At 34.3% G+C, this 21684-nt stretch carries 17 protein-coding genes; 9 read left to right on the forward strand and 8 right to left on the reverse strand.

All coding sequences use genetic code 11. The features are described from left to right. Nucleotides 1-266 precede the first annotated feature (266 nt). The gene (locus ACSULM_RS00255) at nt 267-1934 is read left to right on the forward strand and encodes a formate--tetrahydrofolate ligase (protein WP_436859773.1); all 1668 of its coding nucleotides are present in this window, start codon (nt 267-269) and stop codon (nt 1932-1934) included. Between the two features lie 114 nt (nt 1935-2048). Here the strand turns inward: ACSULM_RS00255 and ACSULM_RS00260 are convergent, their stop codons facing one another. After that, a complete protein-coding gene (locus ACSULM_RS00260) occupies nt 2049-2960 on the reverse strand; it encodes a transglycosylase domain-containing protein (protein ID WP_436859774.1) in 912 nt (303 codons plus the stop codon). A 397-nt stretch (nt 2961-3357) separates the two neighbouring features. Between ACSULM_RS00260 and tyrS the strand changes: the two genes are divergently transcribed. Then, nucleotides 3358-4620 carry a tyrosine--tRNA ligase gene (gene tyrS, locus ACSULM_RS00265; protein ID WP_436859775.1) on the forward strand — a complete coding sequence of 421 codons (1263 nt, stop codon included), beginning with the start codon at nt 3358-3360 and terminating at the stop codon, nt 4618-4620. Nucleotides 4621-5110: 490 nt separating this feature from the next. On the opposite strand, the gene ACSULM_RS00270 is transcribed toward tyrS, so the two are convergent. Further along, nucleotides 5111-6412, reverse strand: a complete 1302-nt coding sequence (locus ACSULM_RS00270) for a S1C family serine protease (protein ID WP_436859776.1) — start codon at nt 6410-6412, stop codon at nt 5111-5113. 166 nt (nt 6413-6578) lie between these two features. Between ACSULM_RS00270 and ACSULM_RS00275 the strand changes: the two genes are divergently transcribed. The 3 genes from ACSULM_RS00275 (at nt 6579) to ACSULM_RS00285 (ending at nt 10155) form a co-directional block, all read left to right on the forward strand. Next, on the forward strand, nt 6579-7202 hold the full coding sequence (locus tag ACSULM_RS00275) for a lysophospholipid acyltransferase family protein (RefSeq protein ID WP_436854251.1): 624 nt from the start codon (nt 6579-6581) through the stop codon (nt 7200-7202). 169 nt (nt 7203-7371) lie between these two features. Further along, nucleotides 7372-8850 (forward strand): N-acetylglucosamine-specific PTS transporter subunit IIBC, encoded by a 1479-nt coding sequence (gene nagE / locus ACSULM_RS00280; RefSeq protein WP_436859777.1) that lies wholly within the window; start codon nt 7372-7374, stop codon nt 8848-8850. A gap of 183 nt (nt 8851-9033) precedes the next feature. Next, nucleotides 9034-10155: an HAD family hydrolase gene (locus ACSULM_RS00285; protein ID WP_436859778.1), complete on the forward strand. Its 1122-nt coding sequence runs from the start codon at nt 9034-9036 to the stop codon at nt 10153-10155. A gap of 490 nt (nt 10156-10645) precedes the next feature. Here the strand turns inward: ACSULM_RS00285 and serA are convergent, their stop codons facing one another. From serA to ACSULM_RS00300, 3 genes are all read right to left on the reverse strand, one after another. Next, a complete protein-coding gene (gene serA, locus ACSULM_RS00290; RefSeq protein ID WP_436859779.1) occupies nt 10646-12262 on the reverse strand; it encodes a phosphoglycerate dehydrogenase in 1617 nt (538 codons plus the stop codon). Continuing rightward, the gene (locus ACSULM_RS00295; RefSeq protein ID WP_436859780.1) at nt 12255-13415 is read right to left on the reverse strand and encodes a pyridoxal-phosphate-dependent aminotransferase family protein; all 1161 of its coding nucleotides are present in this window, start codon (nt 13413-13415) and stop codon (nt 12255-12257) included. The genes serA and ACSULM_RS00295 overlap by 8 nt, the downstream gene beginning before the upstream one ends. A gap of 164 nt (nt 13416-13579) precedes the next feature. After that, nucleotides 13580-14020: an SACOL1771 family peroxiredoxin gene (locus ACSULM_RS00300; RefSeq protein WP_436859781.1), complete on the reverse strand. Its 441-nt coding sequence runs from the start codon at nt 14018-14020 to the stop codon at nt 13580-13582. A gap of 76 nt (nt 14021-14096) precedes the next feature. Between ACSULM_RS00300 and ACSULM_RS00305 the strand changes: the two genes are divergently transcribed. Then, nucleotides 14097-14840: a glycerophosphodiester phosphodiesterase gene (locus ACSULM_RS00305; RefSeq protein WP_436859782.1), complete on the forward strand. Its 744-nt coding sequence runs from the start codon at nt 14097-14099 to the stop codon at nt 14838-14840. A gap of 94 nt (nt 14841-14934) precedes the next feature. On the opposite strand, the gene ACSULM_RS00310 is transcribed toward ACSULM_RS00305, so the two are convergent. The 3 genes from ACSULM_RS00310 to ACSULM_RS00320 form a co-directional block, all read right to left on the reverse strand. Next, on the reverse strand, nt 14935-15462 hold the full coding sequence (locus ACSULM_RS00310; protein ID WP_436854117.1) for a GNAT family N-acetyltransferase: 528 nt from the start codon (nt 15460-15462) through the stop codon (nt 14935-14937). Nucleotides 15463-15611: 149 nt separating this feature from the next. Beyond that, on the reverse strand, nt 15612-16214 hold the full coding sequence (gene rpsD / locus ACSULM_RS00315) for a 30S ribosomal protein S4 (RefSeq protein ID WP_002483023.1): 603 nt from the start codon (nt 16212-16214) through the stop codon (nt 15612-15614). 251 nt (nt 16215-16465) lie between these two features. Continuing rightward, nucleotides 16466-16936: a GAF domain-containing protein gene (locus ACSULM_RS00320; protein WP_436859783.1), complete on the reverse strand. Its 471-nt coding sequence runs from the start codon at nt 16934-16936 to the stop codon at nt 16466-16468. A gap of 228 nt (nt 16937-17164) precedes the next feature. Here ACSULM_RS00320 and ezrA point away from each other — a divergent pair, with 228 nt between their 5' ends. The 3 genes from ezrA (at nt 17165) to thiI (ending at nt 21585) form a co-directional block, all read left to right on the forward strand. Beyond that, entirely contained in the window at nt 17165-18856 is a 1692-nt protein-coding gene (ezrA, locus tag ACSULM_RS00325) for a septation ring formation regulator EzrA (RefSeq protein WP_436859784.1), read from the forward strand. Nucleotides 18857-19228: 372 nt separating this feature from the next. Next, nucleotides 19229-20365, forward strand: coding sequence for a cysteine desulfurase family protein (locus ACSULM_RS00330; protein WP_436859785.1), 1137 nt, complete (start codon nt 19229-19231; stop codon nt 20363-20365). Then, nucleotides 20362-21585: a tRNA uracil 4-sulfurtransferase ThiI gene (thiI, locus tag ACSULM_RS00335; RefSeq protein ID WP_436859786.1), complete on the forward strand. Its 1224-nt coding sequence runs from the start codon at nt 20362-20364 to the stop codon at nt 21583-21585. The genes ACSULM_RS00330 and thiI overlap by 4 nt, the downstream gene beginning before the upstream one ends. Nucleotides 21586-21684: the final 99 nt, after the last annotated feature.

Genomic DNA, 21684 nt, shown 5'->3' on the forward strand with positions numbered 1-21684 from the left:
TTATTGAGCGAATAATAACAATATTTAATTTTCATTATTTCAATATGGAAGGATATTAATGTGCAATAATACAACTTTGGTGTATAGATAAGGGTAAAATTTACAATTTTGTGTATGAAAATCTGAAAGCGCTATCGCAATTTGTCGACATTATATTCTAAGTTGGTTAAAATTAGACATGTAAGGATTTATTTTTGTCAGTAGTATATATAGGAATATATAAAGATTATTGATTTAAAATTTATTTTAAGAAGGGGCGAATGAATTTGGCACACTTATCTGATTTAGATATTGCAAATCAATCTACACTTAAACCAATAGGAGAAATTGCTGAAAAAGCAGGTATCCCTGCAGATGCACTTGAACCATATGGTCATTACAAAGCGAAGATTGATATTAATCAAGTTCAACAAAATAACGGTAAAGGAAAAGTGGTCTTAGTAACGGCGATGAGTCCAACACCTGCCGGAGAAGGTAAATCGACAGTCACAGTTGGTTTATCTGATGCATTTAATCAACTTAACAAGAATGTCATGGTCGCATTACGTGAACCAGCTTTAGGACCTACTTTTGGTATTAAAGGTGGTGCAACGGGTGGTGGTTATGCACAAGTGTTACCAATGGAAGATATTAATTTACACTTTAATGGTGACTTCCATGCGATAACAACAGCAAATAATGCATTATCAGCATTTATTGACAATCATATTCACCAAGGTAATGAATTAGAAATCGATCAACGTCGTATTGAGTGGAAACGTGTACTAGATATGAATGATCGTGCGTTACGTAATGTCATTGTAGGATTAGGTGGTCCAACTCAAGGTGTGCCACGTGAAGATGGTTTCAATATTACGGTAGCTTCAGAGATTATGGCTATTCTTTGTTTAGCAAATGATATTAAAGACTTAAAAGCGAAAATCAGTAAAATTACAATCGGATATACACGTAGCCGCAAACCAGTTACTGTAGCAGATTTAAAAGTTGAAGGCGCATTGGCAATGATTTTAAAAGATGCGATTAAACCAAACTTAGTGCAAACAATTGAAGGTACACCAGCGTTAGTACACGGTGGTCCATTTGCTAATATTGCGCATGGCTGTAACTCTATTCTAGCAACTGAAACGGCTAGAGATTTAGCAGATATCGTCGTGACAGAGGCAGGATTTGGTTCAGACTTAGGTGCTGAGAAATTCATCGATATTAAAGCACGTGAAGCAGGATTCGAACCTTCAGCAGTTGTTGTAGTAGCAACTATCCGTGCGCTTAAGATGCATGGTGGTGTAGCGAAAGATAACTTAAAAGAAGAAAATGTAGAAGCATTGAAACAAGGTATTGTTAACTTAGAGCGCCATGTTAAAAATGTTAGAAAATATGGCTTAGAACCTGTTGTAGCATTAAATGCATTTGTTCATGATACAGATGCTGAAACAGAATACGTACAGCAATGGGCAAAAGACAATGGTGTACGTTTAGCGTTAACAGAAGTTTGGGAAAAAGGTGGTAAAGGAGGTATTGACTTAGCAAATGAAGTGCTAGAAGTCATTGAACAACCTCAAACATTTAAACACCTTTATGAATTAGAACAACCATTAGAAGACAAAATTGAAACAATTGTTAAAGAAATTTATGGCGGTGCTAAAGTTACTTTCAGTAGCAAAGCTCAAAAACAATTAAAACAATTTAAAGACAACGGTTGGGATCATTATCCAATTTGTATGGCTAAGACTCAGTATTCCTTCACAGATGATGCGACGCAATTAGGTGCTCCAGAAGGCTTCGAAATTACTATTCGTGAATTAGAAGCTAAAACAGGTGCAGGGTTTATCGTTGCATTAACTGGTGCAATAATGACTATGCCAGGTCTACCTAAGAAACCAGCTGCATTAAATATGGATGTTACTGATGATGGACATGCAGTAGGGCTATTCTAATAAAGAAAAATGATAACCTGAAATTTTCGAGTCATCATGGATTAAATAAAATAGTATAAATATAAGGAGCAGTGTTGAGATCTATTGTAATGATTAAATTTCAATGCTGCTCCCTTATTTTGCTAATAGGTGTTGTTTAATATTATAGTGTTCTGCTTGTTTAAACGTCTGTTCCGAAATTTTCTTTTCAACTAACATGCGTTTCAGTACGTAATGCTGTCTATTAAGACCAATTTGAATTTGCTCATCAGGTTTTAGTGAACCATTTTCATCATAAGGTGTATAGTAATAAGGGCTTTGCAATAAGCCTACAAGATAAGCAGATTCAGCAACATTAATTGCTGAAGGTGGTTTACCAAATAAACTATAAGAAGCTGATGCAATGCCTGATATATTGTTACCATTATAATCACGCCCAAAAGGTACGATATTCAAATACGTATAGATGATTTCATCTTTAGTAAGTACCTGTTCCGCACGCATAGAAAGTACCAATTCATTTGCTTTACGATGATATGTTTTTTCGTTAGTCAGCACCTGATTTTTAACTAATTGTTGAGTAATCGTGCTACCACCTGTCGCTGATTGAGAGTTGAATACATCTTGACCAACGGCACGTAACAAAGCTTTCGGTAAGATACCATTGTGTTTGAAGTACAAACTATCTTCAGAAGCGGTTAAAGCTTTGATAACATTTTTATTTACGCCTTGAGGTCCTACGATGAGTGGGTTCATCGATTGGTTATATTCAGAAAGAATATTGTGATTGTCATAATCGATTTCTTGTGTGCCTGCAATATTCAATAGTTTTAATCTTAATGTTTCATCAGTCATGTTTATGGATGACTGTGTTAAATGTTGAAAATAAAATACAGTAACGGCTAATAAAATGACTGAGGTACATGCAAGTATGGCAAACAAGCCCATGAATATATGTTTGATTTTTTTATAAATACGTTCGAATTTTTCTAGTTTAGATGCTTCATGTTGTACATCCATATTGCTATCAGCTGTTTGTTGACTCATGTATAACCTCCTTCTTATTTAAGCAATATTATAACATATTTTATAGGATTGACTTTTAAAATAGAGTTACTTATAATTAATATCAATTCGATATCGTTTTTGGATGAAGGAGAAGTAGCATATTGTATTATCTCAAGAGAGTTAGTGGTCGCTGTGAACTAATGATAAACAACGTGTGAATACACCTGATTGAGTAAGATCCAAACGTTTTAGTTAATGAACGTATCATTAATAAAGTTGTTTGACTTAAAGTATGGTGGTACCGTGCGCATGCGCCCTTACATTAATTTGTAGGGGCGTTTTTATATTTTTATATAGAAAAGTAGCGTTATTTACTACCTTACTCAATTATTACATCCTAATTCAAAACTATATCTAAAAAATGGAGGCTGATACAATGGCAAATGCACTTTTAGAAGATTTACAATGGAGAGGCTTAATTTATCAACAAACAGATGAAACAGGTATTGAAACAATATTAAATAAAGAACAAGTAACTTTGTATTGTGGTGCAGATCCAACTGCTGATAGCTTGCATATTGGTCACTTATTACCATTCTTAACGTTACGTCGTTTCCAAGAACATGGTCATCGTCCACTCGTATTAATTGGTGGCGGTACAGGCATGATTGGTGATCCATCTGGTAAATCAGAGGAACGTACATTGCAAACAGAAGAACAAGTGGAATTAAATGTTCAAGGCATCAGTCAACAAATGCATAAAATATTTGAATTTGATACAGAACAAGGTGCTAAATTAGTAAATAATAGAGACTGGTTAGGTCAAATTTCATTAATTGATTTCTTGAGAGACTACGGTAAACATGTTGGCGTGAACTACATGTTAGGTAAAGATTCTATTCAAACACGTTTAGAACATGGAATCTCTTACACAGAATTCACATACACAATTTTACAAGCAATTGATTTTGGTCATTTAAACAAGACATATAATTGTAAAATTCAAGTTGGTGGATCGGATCAATGGGGCAATATCACAAGTGGTATTGAATTAATGCGTCGTATGTATGGTCAAACAGAAGCTTACGGATTGACAATTCCATTGGTTGTTAAATCAGACGGTAAGAAATTTGGTAAAACAGAAGGTGGCGCTGTTTGGTTAGATGCTGAGAAGACGAGTCCATATGAATTTTACCAATTCTGGATTAACACAACAGATGACGACGTGATTAAATTCTTAAAATACTTCACATTCTTGGAAAAAGAAGAAATTGAAGCATTAGAACAATCCATGATTGAGGCGCCGCATTTACGTGAAGCACAAAAAGCATTAGCTGAAAATGTTACACGCTTTATTCATGGACAAGCGGCACTCGATGATGCAGTACGTATTTCTAAAGCGTTATTTGCAGGGGATTTACAATCATTATCTGCAACAGAATTGAAAGCTGGATTCAAAGATGTGCCACAAGTTGAACTGAGTAATAAGACTACAAATATTGTAGAAGTAATTGTTGAAACAGATATTTCATCGTCGAAACGTCAAGCGCGTGAAGACGTCAATAACGGTGCAATTTATATTAATGGTGAAAGACAACAAGATGTAAATTATGAACTTACAGATGCAGATAAAATTGATAATGAGTTTACGATTATTCGTCGTGGTAAGAAGAAATACTACATGGTGAATTATAAGTAGTTTTGGCGCAAGATAAAAAATAAAGCAACCGAGTTCACACAATGTGTCCATCGGTTGCTTCAGACTGTCGACAAAGTCTCCGACTTTGTTGGCAGTTTTTTTATGAACGCTTTCCGCGGGCACTGCCTTAACCAGTAGTCTTCGGCTAGTGCTATTCCCGCAGGAGTCGGCATAAATCACTGCCAATATTAAAAAATTAGAATATATGTAAATTAAACAGGGGTAGTGTTTATTATGTGGACCAAAGCAATTGGTAAAAGAAATATAAAATATTATTTAGTATTAAATCAATGTACCAAAGAAAAAGAATATAAACAAAGTAGTTTGCGTTGGTATTTAGTATATAAAATTTAGATGAAGTATCTCATTTTGGAATTTACAGTAAAAGCTATATAAATAGAAATAAACAAACCCTTCGCATTAATTTGCGAAGGGCTTGTCAATGTTCTGAAACCGTATTTTTATGAGTAGTGTTGTCTTTTCTTATGAATTAATTAAAAGGGGAATCGCTTTCGCTCTCTGAATCTTTTGATGCACTAATTGATGAAGCCTTTTGTTCTTTTAAAGTTATCTCAACAGTTTGAGTCTTGCCATCGCGGTCAATTGTTAATTTGACTTTTTCGCCTGGCTTTTTGTGTTGATATAAATATGAGCGAATGTCTGTATCTTCTTTCACTGTTTGATCATCAATTTTTGTGATAATGTCACCTTCTTTAAGTCCATTATCTGTTTCGACTTTGGCAACATAAGCACCATCTTTACGGTTAGTCTTAAGTTCATCCTTATACTGTTCAGGAATTTCACTAACATTCAGTAGACCAATACCGATAGAAGGGCGAACGATTTTTCCGTTTTCTACAAGTTGTTTGATCGTTACCTTCACTTCGTTACTTGGAATTGCAAAGCCTAATCCTTCAACTTGGTCACTTGCAATCTTCATAGAGTTAATACCGATAAGGTTACCATTAATATCAACAAGGGCACCACCTGAATTACCTGGATTGATTGCAGCATCTGTTTGCAACACGTTAACTTTATTGGAACCAGCCGATGTTTGTGTGTCAATTGTACGTTCATTTGCTGAAATAATACCAGAAGTAACTGAATTAGCAAACTCTAAACCGAGTGGATTTCCCATTGCAAAGACGCTATCGCCTGTCTTCACTTTAGTAGAATTAGCGAAATCAATAGCTTTCGTACCTTTAGCATCATTGATTTTAAGTACGGCAATATCTGTTAACGCATCTTTCCCAATAACTTTGGCATCTACTTGTTTAGAATTATGTAACTGTACTTTTATTTCACTTGCACCATCAATGACGTGGTTATTCGTGACGATATAAGCAGAACCATTATTTTTTTGATAAATAACACCTGATCCGACACCAGCTTCTTGAGATTTAGAAGATTTACCTTTTAATAGGTCATCTAAATTTTGTGCTTTCTGCATGTTTATGACACCAACGATAGCAGGGGACACATCATTAATCATCTGATTGACTGAATCATATTTTTCACTTTTTCCATCAAGTGTATTACCACCATGACTATTATTGGAAGCTTCATTTACGGATGAGCCACCTTCATCAAACATGGTGCTTTCGATAATTTTACCAATGCCTAACACAAATAATGCACCGATAATTCCAGCAGCTAAAGCGACAATAATTGTTTTAAACCAAGGGAACTTGGGTTTTAATCGAGTCTGCGTTTGCTGAGAAGGCGCTGCGTGTGGTGAGTGTTGGTTATTGTGTTGTTCGTTTGTGTAATTTTCATTGTTATATTCTGACATTTGCTACCTCCATTGTTTACTATATATACTATTATGAAAGTTTATTACAACTTTTTCTAGTATATCACTATACGACTTTAGACTGAAATGTAAATGTCCTTGTCCATAAAGTCACTAAATGATAAAATCAATGAGTAAATATAAGCCAAACGAAGCAGGTGAGAACATGTATAAATTTATAAGCGGTTTGTTAAAATTAATCATCATTAACACGAGCAAATCATTGGAAGTACAAGGGAAAGAAAATATACCTCAACTACATAGATATTTAGTGACATGTACGCATGAGAGTTATAATGAAGTGATAATGTTAGGAACTGCTATTTATCCTAATCAAATTCATTATATGGCTAAGAAAGAATTGTTCAATAATAAATGGTTTGGAAAATTCTTAACGTCATTAAATGCGTTTCCTGTTGATAGAGAAAATCCAGGTCCAAGTACATTAAAAAAGCCAATTAAATTATTGAAAGAAAACAAAACGGTTGGAATTTTTCCAACTGGTCAGCGAATGAAATATAATGAAGGTGCCCCAATGAAACGTGGTGCTGTAACAATTGCGTTAATGGCTGGGGCTCCGATTTTGCCAGCAGCATATGTTGGTCCGAATAAGATCAAAGGTTTAGTGACTGGCAAAGCTGTCATCAAATTTGGTGAACCAATTGAAACGAAAAATTTACCAAAAACGATGAAACGTAATGAGAAATTAGAATTTTTAACGAAAGAACTTGAGCGCAAAACAATTCAATTACAAACAGAATTAAATGAATATATGAATAACAAGAATTAAATTGCAAATTCATATTTTTGTATTTTAAAAAAGTATACGAGTTATTTAAAAATTATGGTATTATTTAACTGTACAATAACAGTTAGTATACGTTACCAACATCACGTGGACAATATTGTGCATGTGATGTTTTTTCGTATGACTAATGATCTTGAAAAGAGGGATGTTTATGTTTAGTTTTTTTCAAAGACTAGGTAGGTCATTGATGCTACCAGTAGCTGTATTACCTGCAGCAGCAATTATTACAGGAATTGGGAATGCATTAACCGCTATGGGTGTCTTGCCTACGGTAGCAGCATTTTTCTCATCAGCTGGTTCTACAATATTGGAACAATTGGGTATACTGTTTGCGATTGGGGTAGCCCTTGGGATGGCTAAGAAGAATGACGGTGCAGTTGTCTTAGCTGCAGCAGTCGGTTTCTTTCTAACAACAGTCGTATTAAGTCCTGAGAAACTAGCGCCATTATTAGGTGTTAAAGAAACAGGTGTAGATGATGCATTTATTCAGATGAATAATTCAAATGTTTTTATAGGGTTAATTATTGGATTAATTGCAGCATATACGTATAACAAATTTAGTAAGACAGAATTACCAACTGCATTATCATTTTTTAGTGGTAAACGTTTAGTACCTATTTTAACTGCATTTTTTAGTATTATTTTAGCAGTGGTTATGTTATTTGTATGGCCATATATTTATGCAGCGATTGTCATATTTGGGACATGGATTTTAGATTTAGGACCATTTGGTGCATTCTTATACGGATTCTTTAACCGTTTATTAATACCTACTGGTTTACACCATGCATTGAATTCTGTATTTTGGTTTGATTTAGCAGGTATTAATGATATTGCAAAATTCCAAACAGGCGATGGCGCAGTACATGGTGTGACTGGACGTTATATGGCTGGTTTCTTCCCAGTAATGATGTTTGGTATCCCTGCAGCAGCATTGGCGATGTATCATACTGCTGAAACAAAGCAGAAAAAACGTGTCTATGGTTTGATGTTTGGTGGCGCAATTTCTGCATTTTTCGTAGGTGTGACAGAGCCGATTGAATTTTCATTCATGTTTGTTGCGCCTGTATTATTTGTCATTCATGCATTTTTAACTGGTTTATCTATGTTTATAGCTGCCTTGTTCCATTGGACTGCAGGATTTTCATTCAGTGCAGGATTGATTGACTATGTGTTGTCACTGATTAATCCAGTTGCGAACCAACCTTATATGTTACTTGTACAAGGACTCGTCTTCTTTGTGATTTATTATGTTGTATTTAGACTAGCTATTAGATTCTTGAAATTAAATACGCCTGGTCGTGGGGATAATTTATTACCTGATCCAACATCAGATAATGCTACGACTGGAGATGTGCCTGATGGTGAAACAGGTACTACGAATAAGTATTCGAATACAGCAAGTCAAATCTTAGAAGGCTTAGGCGGGAAAGCTAATATTATGACTTTAACCAATTGTGCAACACGTTTAAGAATGGAATTGCATGATAATAGTAAAATCGATGAAGCAAAAATTAAAGGTGCAGGTGCCGTCGGTGTTACGCAAAGTGGTAAGCATAATACGCAAGTAATTATTGGAACACAAGTTCAGCAAGTTGCTGACGAGATTGAAGCACAAATGGAAAAATAATTTTAATTTATGGACATCTAGCAATGTGAGATATATTATTTCATGTGTTGTTAGGTGTCTTTTTTATATTTATGTAAGATAGTAATTTTGCGATTATATCGGTGAAAATGGATTGCTCTTTTTAGCTTTAGATAGTAGGATATAATAGTATCAGAATTTTCTGATTAAAGGAGTGCATAGATGATGAAGTCAGTATTATTTGATGTGGATGGTGTATTTTTAAGTGAAGAAAGATGCTTCGATGTATCTGCGCTTACAGTTTATGAAATGCTTATGAGTCAATCATACTTAGGTTTAGACCCGTCAATTCAATTCGATAAGTTGAGTGATAAACAGATTAAAGAGATAAGAGCGATTGTTTTTTATCATGATGATATTTTAACACGTTTAAAATCACTAGGGCTTAATTCGAATTGGGATATGTTATTTATTGTCATCGCACTTCACTTTATTGAGATTTGTAAGTCATTGCCCAGAGAATTACAGGAAACTGTACTTGATGATAAACTTTTCAATCAACAAACATTACAAAATGTTGGTGCGCATGCAACGGATGTTTCTTTAGATTTTAGCGCGCCATTAACATTCTTAGATGGAGTGAAAGTGGGTAAAGATAATATTTATCAAGCGTTAGTAGCACATGCGAATGAGCAATTAGACACACAACAAGGCGCTTTATTTGAACTGAAAAGTCCATTTTGGTTATTATCACAGGAAATTTATCAGGAATGGTATCTAGGGCATCAATTATATAGTGAAGTAGAACAAAAAGCGAATCGCACAACATTTAAAGAAGGTTATATCTATAATGAAGTCGTGTTAAGACCTGTAGTAGAAATTAAGCAATTACTCATCGATTTGAAAGCAGCAGATTATCATATTGCAATTGCTACGGGAAGACCACGCACAGAAACAATCGTACCTTTTGAAGCGTTAGGGATTAAATCATTATTTGATGAGCATTACATAGGAACTGCAAGTGAAGTATTGATTGCCGAAGATATATATCCAGAACTTAAGCCATTAGGTAAACCTAATCCATTTAGTTATTTAATTGCTTTGGATGGTAATGATCAAAATAATTATAAACATTATGCTACAAATCAAACACAACGTGTTAAAAAGAATGAAGTGTTTATCGTCGGTGACTCACTAGCAGATTTACTAAGTGCCAAGACAATAGGTGCAACATTTATAGGTCCATTAACAGGGCTTAAAGGTCAAGCTGCAAGAGCAGAGTTAGAAGCAAATGGCGCAGATTACATTGTTGATCATGTGGGAGATATTAGAAATATTTTATTGTAATTAAAACATGACAAAGCAGAGACGACGGAATTGTTGTCTCTGCTTTATACTGTCGACAAAGTCTTTGACTTTGTTGGCAGTTTTTTATGCGCGCTTTCCGCGGGTACTGCCTTAGCCTGTAGTCTTCGGCTAGTGCTATTCCCGCAGGAGTCGGCATTAAAAACTGCCTATAATATTATAATAACTATAAGTTAAACAGTGATGATATTTCATGCATTAATTAAATCAATTAATCAAAAAGAGTAATATAAAATAATGTCTAATTAAAAATCTGCACTTTACTTTGTTTATGATGCAAATTGAATACAATATTAGGATTGGATTGTGTATATGAACTTGTCGGTGACAAATATTGTTTCGTTAAGGGTGGAGTACCTATAAATTTAAAAAAATGATTTGAACAAAGACTGTCTTTCTGTCAACATCTAAGTGACAAAAAATAATAAGCAGAGACAACGCAATGGTTGTATCTGCTTATATTTCTTCTGTTTTAAATAGAATAGTTTGATTGCTGTGGTAATTCCAATTCAACACTTCTGATTAAGTTAAATCCTTCAATAGCATATAACGCATCAATCACTTCTTCTGTGGCAGGGTGATCAATGGATAATATCATTAATGCATTGCCACCTTGATGAATACGGCCAAGGTGCATTGAAGCAATATTTATCTCATATTCACCTAAAATTTGGCCAGTACGTCCAACAATCCCAGGTCTATCGTTATGATTAATAACAAGTTGGTGTCGTTCAGGTTTAAAGTCTACAGGATAGTCATTGATACGGACAATGCGTGGACCATAGCCATTTAATACAGTTGCGCCTATTTTAATTTGTGTATCTTTATTAATCAAAGTGAGTTCAATATAGTTACTAAAGCCACGATGTTTTGTATTTTTTTCAATATTGTAAGATACGCCTTGCTCATTAAGTAATACGAGTGCGTTTATTAGGTTTACACGTTCGGCAAGGTCTTGTTTTAGTACACCTGATACAAGTGTTCTTGTTAACAAGCTTGTATCATCTAATGCGATATCACCTTCGTATTTAATATGAAGTTCACGTGGGGCTTTTTCGAGTAATTGAATTCCAACTTCACCTGTAATTTGGCTTAATTCTATATATGGCTTTAATTCCTCATTAATTTCACTATAAGTCATCTTAGGTGCGTTAATTGCATTTAAAACATTACCATTTTCGAAAATATCTACAATTTCATTTGCAACAGATACTGCGACTTTTTCTTGTGCTTCAACTGTAGACGCACCTAAGTGAGGTGTAACTATGATATCATCATGCGCAACAAGAGGTGAGTTGGTAGCAGGTTCACTTTCAAAAACATCGATGGCAGCACTTTGAATTTGTCCTTCATTGAGTGCCTCAACGAGTGCTGCTTCATCAATAATTCCACCACGAGCCACATTGATAATTTGTAGCGTTGGTTTTGCTTTTTCGAAAAATGTTTTACCGACAATACCCTTGGTTTTAGGTGTCAAAGGTGTATGTACGGTAACAAAATCTGCCTTTTCAGCAATTTCATCTACACTCGCACGTGTAACGTTTAATTCTTTGGCTTTATCTTCAGATAAATAAGGGTCAAAAGCTAGGATATGCATTCCAAAACTTTGCGCACGTTTTGCGACACCGAGCCCAATTCTACCTGCACCAATGACACCTAATGTTTTATTATAAAGCTCTGTACCACGATATGTTTTGCGGTCCCATTCACCATTTTTCAGTGATTGATGCGCTTGAGGGATATTTCTAGCCATTGATAAGATCATCGCCATAGAATGTTCTGTTGCAGAAATGGTATTACCATCTGGAGCATTAATAACGATAACACCATTTTTAGTTGCTGCATCCACATCGATATTATCGACACCTACACCTGCACGAGCGATAACTTTTAATTGTGGTGCTGCTTCTATTACTGCTTGAGTTACTTGTGTTTGACTGCGAACGATGAGTCCTTGATATTGCGCAATTGCTTCAATAAGTTGTTGCTCATTGAGATCTGTATCAATTACTACTTCAAAATCTTGATGATCAATGAGGCTTTTTAAACCTTCTGGTGAAATTGGATCTGAAACTAATATTTTATACATAAGCTTTGACGACCTCCATGTATTTTGTAATAGCTGTGCCGATATAATTTTGATTTCTATATTCTGATAAAATTATTTCTAATGCAGATACGACTTGTAAAATATCAAACGGTGATATCTGACCCATATGGCCAATACGTAATATTTGTCCTTTTAAATGACCTTGTCCACCAGCTATTGTTATAGCAAAACGTTGCTTTAATTCATTTTTAATAAAACTCAATTCATCCTTTGTATTAGGAATAAATGCGGTAACAGTAGGGGAAGCATATGTTGCTTCCACAAGTAATTCAAAGTCTAGAGCTACAAGTGCTTGTCTTAATGCATCACGAATTGCATAATGACGCTGAATCACTTGGTCTAATCCTTCTCGTTCAACTAATTGTGCATATGCATTTACCCCTCTGAAAAGTGACACATTAGGTGTGAAAGGTGTAGAATGACCCGCCATTGATGTTAAATACTTATTAAAATCTAAGTAAAAGCGTGGGGTTGTTACTTCTTTGAAACGTGCTTTTGCTCGATCATTATAAGCTACAAATGCAAGCCCGGGTGGTAACATGATGGCTTTCTGACTTCCAGAGATTAGCACATCAATTTGATCTCGTTCCATATTTGCATCTACTGCACCAATACAGCTAACGCCATCGACTACATAATAAATAGCAGAATCGTATGCCTTAAGTGCGTTTCCTAATTCATAAATTGGATGCAGCACAGTTGTTGATGTTTCGCAGTATTGTGTGAATACAGCTGCCACAGGTCTATTTAATGATTTTAAGAAATCAATAAAATCGGGAACATTGACTGCTTCTCCCCAGGCCACTTCGAAAATATGTACATTATCATAATAAGTTTCAGCAATTTGTTTGAAACGATTACCAAATGCACCAGATACAATAATTACAATATCATCTTCAGGATTTGCGATATTGAGCATGCTTGATTCCAAAGCACTTGTACCGCTTGATGTGAGAATAATAACATCATTTGTAGTACCGAAAACGGGTCTAATAACGCGAAATGCTTCTTCTGCAATTTGTTCAAAATCGCTTGACCGATGACCGACCATTGGCAATTGTGTTGCTTGTAATATTTCATCCGGGACAGGTGTTGGTCCAGGAGTAAGTAACAATGGATGATAATAATTCATTTCTAATTCCCCCAATGCTTAAGATTTTATAAGTTTAGCAAATTTTCTGAAAATATAAAAGCGCAAAAGTATTAAAAAGACGAAATAAAAAGACTATTATATTAAATGTAAGGGTATTCAATGTGGTTTTAATCATATTCCGTCATACATAAAATTTTTCGAAATTATTTTATTTTGGGCGAAATTTTAATAGCTACATTTCCTCTAAGTGAATTAGATATCATGCAATTGTTGTCTGCAACTTTTAACAATTGTGGTAGGCGTTTGTTTAAGCGTTCTTTTTGATCAGATGCTATGGTAATTTCTGGATAATGTGTGATTGTGTCCATTCTAAACTTTGCATTTTCAAATATAGCTAATCCAATAGATGACTGACTAATTTGAATATCAGTGAAACCTGCACGCTCTAATACAGCAGCTAAAGAAATAATGTAGCATGAAGATGCTGCAGAAACGAGTAACTCATCTGGATTTGTACCAGTACCGTTGCCTCCAAGCCCGGCTGGAATAGACATTTGCTCGTCAATGATATCACCATTTAATTGCCCAACCGATTCTCGGCCGCCTTCCCATTTTGTTTGCACTTTAAATTCATGTTGTACCATAAAGATTGACCTCCCGAGATAATGTGTTAACTTAAGTTTAGATGAAAATGAGTCATAAGGAAAGTAGGGTGTGTCGATGCAAGTTCAAAAGCATAAACAAAAAGAATTATTGTATGTTGCACATAGAGGTTTAGCAACTGCATATCCAGAAAATACATACATAGCATTTGAAGCGGCATTAAAGTCCGGAGTTGATATACTAGAAATTGATATTCATTGTACGGCAGATGGTAACCTTGTTGTGATTCATGATGAGACGATTGACCGCACTTCAAATGGTAGTGGGCATGTTGGTAGTCTTACATTGGAAGCATTGAGGCAGTTTGATTTTGGTATACATAAAGGTGAAGCTTTTAAAGGACAGCGGATATTATTATTGGCAGAAGTACTTGAATTAATTAAAAATTATCCTCAAAAATTACTCATTGAAATTAAAAAACCACACCTGTATTCAGAGATTGAAAATAAACTTATTGAGCAGTTAAAAGTTCACGGGATGCCGACAGAAAAGGTCATCATCCAATCTTTTGATGCGCAGTGTATACAGAACATAGCCTCTATGGATTTAGGCTATGAGTTAGGCGTATTAATTAGTAAAAGAAAATTTTGGTATAGAATGCCTAATTTTAAGAAAATATCTACTTATGCCAAGTATATTAATCCGCAATATACATTAATAAATAGACGATTTATAAAAAACGCTAATGATTATGGATTGTTAGTGCTGCCGTATACGGTAAATCAAAAACATGTATCAGCAAAACTGATTGAACTAGGTGTTGATGGTTTAATTTCAGATAATCCAGAAAAGTTGATGTGAGTTTACCAAAAATACTAGAATACAAAAAAGTCTGACTCACCTTATATAATAGGGCTTGTCAGACTTTGATATTTGGTAGCGCTATTGATTTTACTTAACGAATATGTGATAAATCATTATCATTTTGGTTAACCCAATGCTTCTTTAATAATCCCATTACATGGCAATCACTGTATTCACCGCGTGTGAAGAAATGTTCTTGCAATGTGCCTTCTATTGAAAAGTTCTGGCTTTTATAAATATGGACAGCTTTTTCATTGTTAACATCCACAAATAAATAGATTTTATGTAAGTTTAATACTAAAAAGGCATAATCGATTGCCATTTTAAAAGCATTTTTGGCATAACCTTTACCACTATATTTGGGATCAATAATAATTTGAATTTCACAATTACTGTGTATGAAATTAATTTCAACTAATTCAACTACGCCAATACGAATTTGGTCATGTTCAATAATGAAACGACGCTCAGCTTCATCTAAAATATGTTTTTTATATAGTGTTTGAAGTTCACTAAGAGATTGATAAGGTTCTTCAAACCAATACGACATGATGGAATATTCATTATTTAAATGATGTACAAAATCTAGATCAGTTTCTTCTAATGCTCTAATAATCACAATTAACACTCCTCTGTAACTATAAGGATACGGAATAAAATTGTGTTTGTAAATTCAGATGAACGATTGGAAGAGGGGACTAGATAAAAATATTTAAGACATAAAAAAACCAAGAAATCCAAAAGGACTTCTTGGTTGCGACGATTGTCTTATCTTGAGTAGTACTCAACGATAAGTTGTTCGTTGATTTCAGCAGGTAATTCACTGCGTTCTGGAACGCGGATATATTTACCTTTAAGGTTATCAGCATCAAATTCTAAGTAATCTGGTACAAAGTTGTTGATTTCAACTGATTCAGCAATGATATCTAATTTTAAAGATTTTTCACGAACTGAAATTTCTTGACCAGGTTTTAAAGTGTATGATGGGATATCAACACGTTTACCATCAACTTCGATGTGACCGTGGTTAACGATTTGACGTGCTTGACGACGTGTACGCGCTAAACCTAATGAATATACAACTGCATCTAAACGAGCAGCTAATAATTGCATGAAGTTTTCACCGTGGACACCGTGTTGGTTACCAGCGATTTCAAAAGTGTTACGGAATTGTCTTTCAGTCATTCCATATAAGTAACGTAACTTTTGTTTTTCACGTAATTGTAATGCATATTCTGATAATTTTTTACGTTGGTTAGGACCATGTTGACCTGGAGCATAAGGACGTTTTTCTAATTCCTTACCAGTTCCACTAAGTGAGATACCTAAGCGACGTGATTTTTTCCAATTTGAACCTCTGAATCGAGCCATAATAAGACTCCTCCTTTTTCTCTTTTGTTGTTATGAAAAAACAAAAAAGAGTGTTGTATGCTTATTTGGATATATTGTTTTATGTGTCCTCGCCTCATAGCTACGGTTACACGGCACGTCCGCGTTGGGAACAACATAGAGCCAACTAATATACAACTGCTAATTTCGTTTATTCACACAAAGTACATTGTAACACGATATGCGTAACTGTCAACAGTAAAATGTTGCTACATGCATTATATCCTGGTAATTTATGAATGCGAGAGTTGTCGTTCAATTACGTTAACAATGCTTTCTAATGCAATTTTATCAGAATCGGTAAAACGATTGGTAATCGGTGCATCAATATCCAAGACACCGATAATTGTTCCATTTTTATGAAGTGGCACTACAATTTCTGATTTACTGTTTGCGTCACAGGCGATATGACCAGGGAATGCATGAACGTCTTCAACTAATTGTGTTTTATTTTCCGATACTGCTGTTCCACAGACACCTTTTCCAATTGGAATATGTACACAAGCTGGATGTCCTTGGAATGGTCCGAGTATTAATTCATCATTTTCCATTAAATAGAAGCCAACCCAGTTAATTTGATCTATTGAATCATTTAGAATGGCAGATACATTACTTAAAATCGCGATTAAGTTAGATTCACCTTCTATTAAACTTGCAATTTGCTTTTCTAACAATGGATAATTTGTTTCTTTAATCGGTGTCATAGTATAGCATAACCTCACTTTTTATTTTTCATTTAGTATAAAGATTGTTTTAATAGTAATCAATTAAATGATTCGTAAAAATTACAAGGAATAACATGTTACATATGAATAATAGTTACAAATTTAAAATAAATATAGAAATATTCATAGGAATTAATTCATTTACTCTTTTAATAGATAGGTGAATTACGTTATAATGAACAGTGATAAAATAGGAGGAGAAAACATATGGTGTTGTATATCATTTTAGCAATTATAGTTATTATACTCATTATTGTTGGTGTATTGTTCTATATGCGTTCAAATAAAAGCCAATTAATTGAAGGGGCAGAAGAACGAAAAATTAAAGTAGAACAGTTACCTTATGATGACAGTTTGTCTCAATTAACAAAATTAAATTTAAAAGGTGAGACAAAATCAACTTATGACAGATTAAAACAGTCATCGTTAGACAGTAAAAACCAACATTTGTTACCAGTTGAAGAAAAAATTCATAATGCGGAAGGCTTGTTAGATAAATTTAAATTTACACAAGCACAAACCGAAGTGGATGAATCACACGAAATGATGGATCAATATGAAGCCAACTATAATGATCTTACTACTAAAATAGAAGAGGTTATAGCATTACATAAGGAAAGCGATCATTTATACGATGCATGTAAGACAGATTATCGTGAAATGAAGCGTGATGTATTGGCAAATAGACATCAATTTGGTGAAGCAGCAGCACCACTAGAACACGAAATTGAATCGTTTGTGCCAGAAATGGAAACTTTTGAATCTCTTAAATCAGAAGGGAACTATATCCAAGCTCACGAACATATCAAAACATTAAATGATGATATGAATTATTTGAAAAGGGATATGGAAGAAATTCCTGACTTGATTAGAGAAGCACAAAAAGAATTACCAGGACAATTTCAAGATTTAAAATATGGCTGTAGAGACTTAAAAGTTGAAGGTTATGATTTAGATCATGTGAAAATTGATAGCACACTTCAAACGTTGAAAACTGAGTTGAGTTTTGTTGAGCCAATGATTAGTAGATTGGAACTTGATGAAGCCAATGAAAAGTTAAATAGCATTAATGATCATTTAGATGAAATGTATGAACTTATCGAACACGAGGTTAAAGCTAAAAATGAAGTTGAGGAAACGAAAGAAGTTATAACTGACAACTTGTTTAAAGCAAAAGAAATGAATTATACGTTACAAACTGAAATTGAATACGTTCGAGAAAATTATTACATTAACGAAAGTGATGTACAGAATGTAAGACAGTTTGAAAATGAAATTCAAAACTTAATTGCTGTATACGATGAAATTTTAAGAGAAATGGCAAAATCAGCCGTTCGTTACAGTGAAGTGCAAGATAATTTAGCGTATATCGAAGAGCATGTGGCTGTCATCAATGACAAACAAGAAAAACTACAAAATCATTTAATTCAACTTAGAGAAGATGAAGCAGAAGCGGAAGAAAATATCTTGCGTGTTCAAGCGAAGAAAGAAGAGGTTTACAGAAAATTATTGGCCTCTAACTTACCTAGTGTTCCTGAGCGCTTCATTATTATGAAGAATGAAATTGATTATGAAGTCAGAGAAGTGAATAAAAAATTCAGTGTACGTCCTATTCATGTTAAACAACTTAAAGATAAGGTTTCTAAAGTAGTGCTACAAATGAATGAATTTGAAGATGAAGCTACGGATGTACTTGTTAATGCTGTGTATGCAGAAAAATTAATTGAATATGGGAACCGTTATCGTAAAGATAGTTCAAACATTGATAAGAGTCTTAATGAAGCTGAACGTCTGTTTAAAAATAATAGATATAAACGTTCAATTGAAATATCTGAACAAGCATTGGAAAGTGTGGAACCAGGTATTACTAAGCAAATTGAATCACAAGTTATTGGTTAAGTGTAATACAATCAATAGTAATGTTTTACACTAGAAATGAATGGAAACAAGTCGGGTGCACATGTACTCGACTTGTTTTTTTGATTACATATAGTCGTAGTCATAAGCTTTATATGTGTAACGTATTTTGTGTTTTATGAGTAATACTAAGATGTAGACATTGTTAGTATTCATTCACTCAAATACAAGTGCATGGATTTATTTTTTCTAGTTTGGTATCTTTTCTTTTTATTAAAAGCGCGTATAATGCTAACAGTGTAGCATTTAAATATGTATTTAAAATCAATTATAAATGATATCTATTAATGGAATAGAAGGCTAGATGAATCAACCATATTCCAATATTTAAATCAATTGAACGGAGGGAACAATTTGATATATTTTGATAACGCTGCGACGACCATGCCTAATCAAGATGTGCTAGATACATATATTAAAGTGAACCAATCGCTTTATTATAATCCGAATAGTCCACATCAAGCTGGTTTGCAAGCAGATCAATTGTTACAACAATCCAAAGATCAAATTAAAGACTTATTTAAATTAGGTCGATTATTTGATATTATCTATACAAGTGGTGCAACTGAATCTAATAACATTGCTCTTAAGGGCATTGCATATAAGAAAAAGAATTTTGCAAATGAAATCATTACATCTGTATTGGAGCATCCATCCGTATTAGAAGTCGTTAGAGCACTGGAAGCTGATGGTTTTATCATAAAGTATGTGGATGTTACAAAAGAAGGTAAAATCGATCTAGCACATTTACAAGAATTGATGACGGATCAAGTTGGCTTGGTAACATGTATGCACGTGAATAATATTATGGGACAGATACAACCTATTGAAGCAGTGGCGGAGATAGTGCATCAATACCCTAAAGCGCATTTACATGTCGATGCAGTGCAAGCTATCGGTAAAATACCGCTTATCTTTAATGGTGTGGATACCTTGAGTTTAAGTGGACATAAATTCCATGGCTTAAAAGGTCAGGGTGTACTCTTTGTTCGAAATATACATCAAATTGAACCTATTATTCATGGTGGTGGTCAAGAATTTGGTGTAAGAAGTGGTACAGTTAATTTGCCGATTGATATAGCGATTATTAAAGCGCTAAAAACTGCTGTCAATAATACGACTGAATTAAATGAAAAACTTACTGCAATGACTGAAGATTTGAAGCAATTTTTTACTGGTTTTAAAGGTGTCAAAATCAATTCGCCTGAAGGATCAGCGCCACACATTTTGAACATTGGACTACCTGGCGTGAAAGGTGAAGTCCTTGTTAATGCATTTTCTAAAGAAGGTGTCATGCTTTCAACGACTAGTGCTTGTTCGTCTAAAAAAGCAAGCCTCAACGAAGTATTATTGGCTATGGATATTCCAAAACAACAAATAGAAGGCAGTATCAGGATTTCTATGGGGAGTTATACGACGCCAGATGAAATCGCAACATTTAAAGATAAATTCAAATTTGTATACGAAGAAGTGAAGGAGTTATTGAAATGATATATGATCACATATTAGTACGATATGGTGAATTAACCTTAAAGGGCGCAAACCGTAAAATATTTGTGAATAAATTACGTTCTAATGTTAAACGTGCCTTGATGCCATTACAAGGTTATACTGTGAAGGCAAATCGTGACAGAATGTATATTGAACTAGCAGAAGGTGCAGACATCGAAGAGATGTGTAGTAGACTTCAAAAAGTATTTGGCATATATTCAATCAGTCCAGTGCTAAAAATTGAAAAAACGGTTGAAGCGGCCAATGCGCTTGCAGTAAGATTTGCTGAAGGTTATGCACAAAACGATACATTTAAAATTGATGTCAAGCGTTCAGACAAGCAATTTCCTTATGACACATACGAATTACAAAGAACTATAGGTGGCGCAGTACTAAACGCGACGGATCACCTTACTGTTGATGTTCATAAACCTGACCATAATATCAAGGTCGAAGTACGTTTAGATGCAATCTATATGTATGACAAAGTACTTCCAGGAGCAGGTGGTTTACCAGTAGGAACAGGCGGTAAGACATTACTTATGTTATCTGGAGGCATTGATTCTCCTGTCGCAGGTATGGAAGTGATGCGTAGAGGTGTAACTGTAGAAGCAATTCATTTTCATAGTCCACCATTCACAAGTGAAAAAGCGAAGGAAAAAGTCATCGAACTAACACGAATTTTGTCAGCACATGTAGGACCAATTACATTGCATATCGTGCCTTTTACTGATTTACAAAAACAAGTTAATAAAGTAGTACATGAACGTTATACAATGACATCGACACGTCGTATGATGATGCGCGTTGCAGACAAACTCGTACATCAAATAGGTGCACATGCAATTGTCAATGGAGAGAATTTAGGACAAGTTGCCAGCCAAACATTGAAGAGTATGTATGCCATCAATCATGTGACTTCTACACCAGTGTTACGCCCATTATTAACGTTAGATAAAGAGGATATAGTGAAAAAAGCGAAATCAATTGGTACATTTGATGTTTCAATTCAACCATATGAAGATTGTTGTACTATATTTCCGCCAAAAAATCCTATAACAGAGCCAGATATTGAAAAAGTTGAAAAATATGAAGTTGGTTATGATTTCGAACCACTTGTGCAACAAGCAGTAGACCAAATAGAAACAATTGTTATTACAAATGATTATCAAAGTGAAAAAGATACAACGACACAAGCATTAGCGGACGATTTGTTTTAATATAGCTAGGAAGTAGAGCGGGGAAAGATTTTATTAAGCAGTTTATTGTGCGCTCTTTTTAAATTTAGCTAAAAAGACAAAATAAGCAATGAATTTAAA

The sequence above is a fragment of the Staphylococcus caeli genome, assembly GCF_051413795.1.
Lineage (GTDB): Bacteria > Bacillota > Bacilli > Staphylococcales > Staphylococcaceae > Staphylococcus > Staphylococcus caeli_A.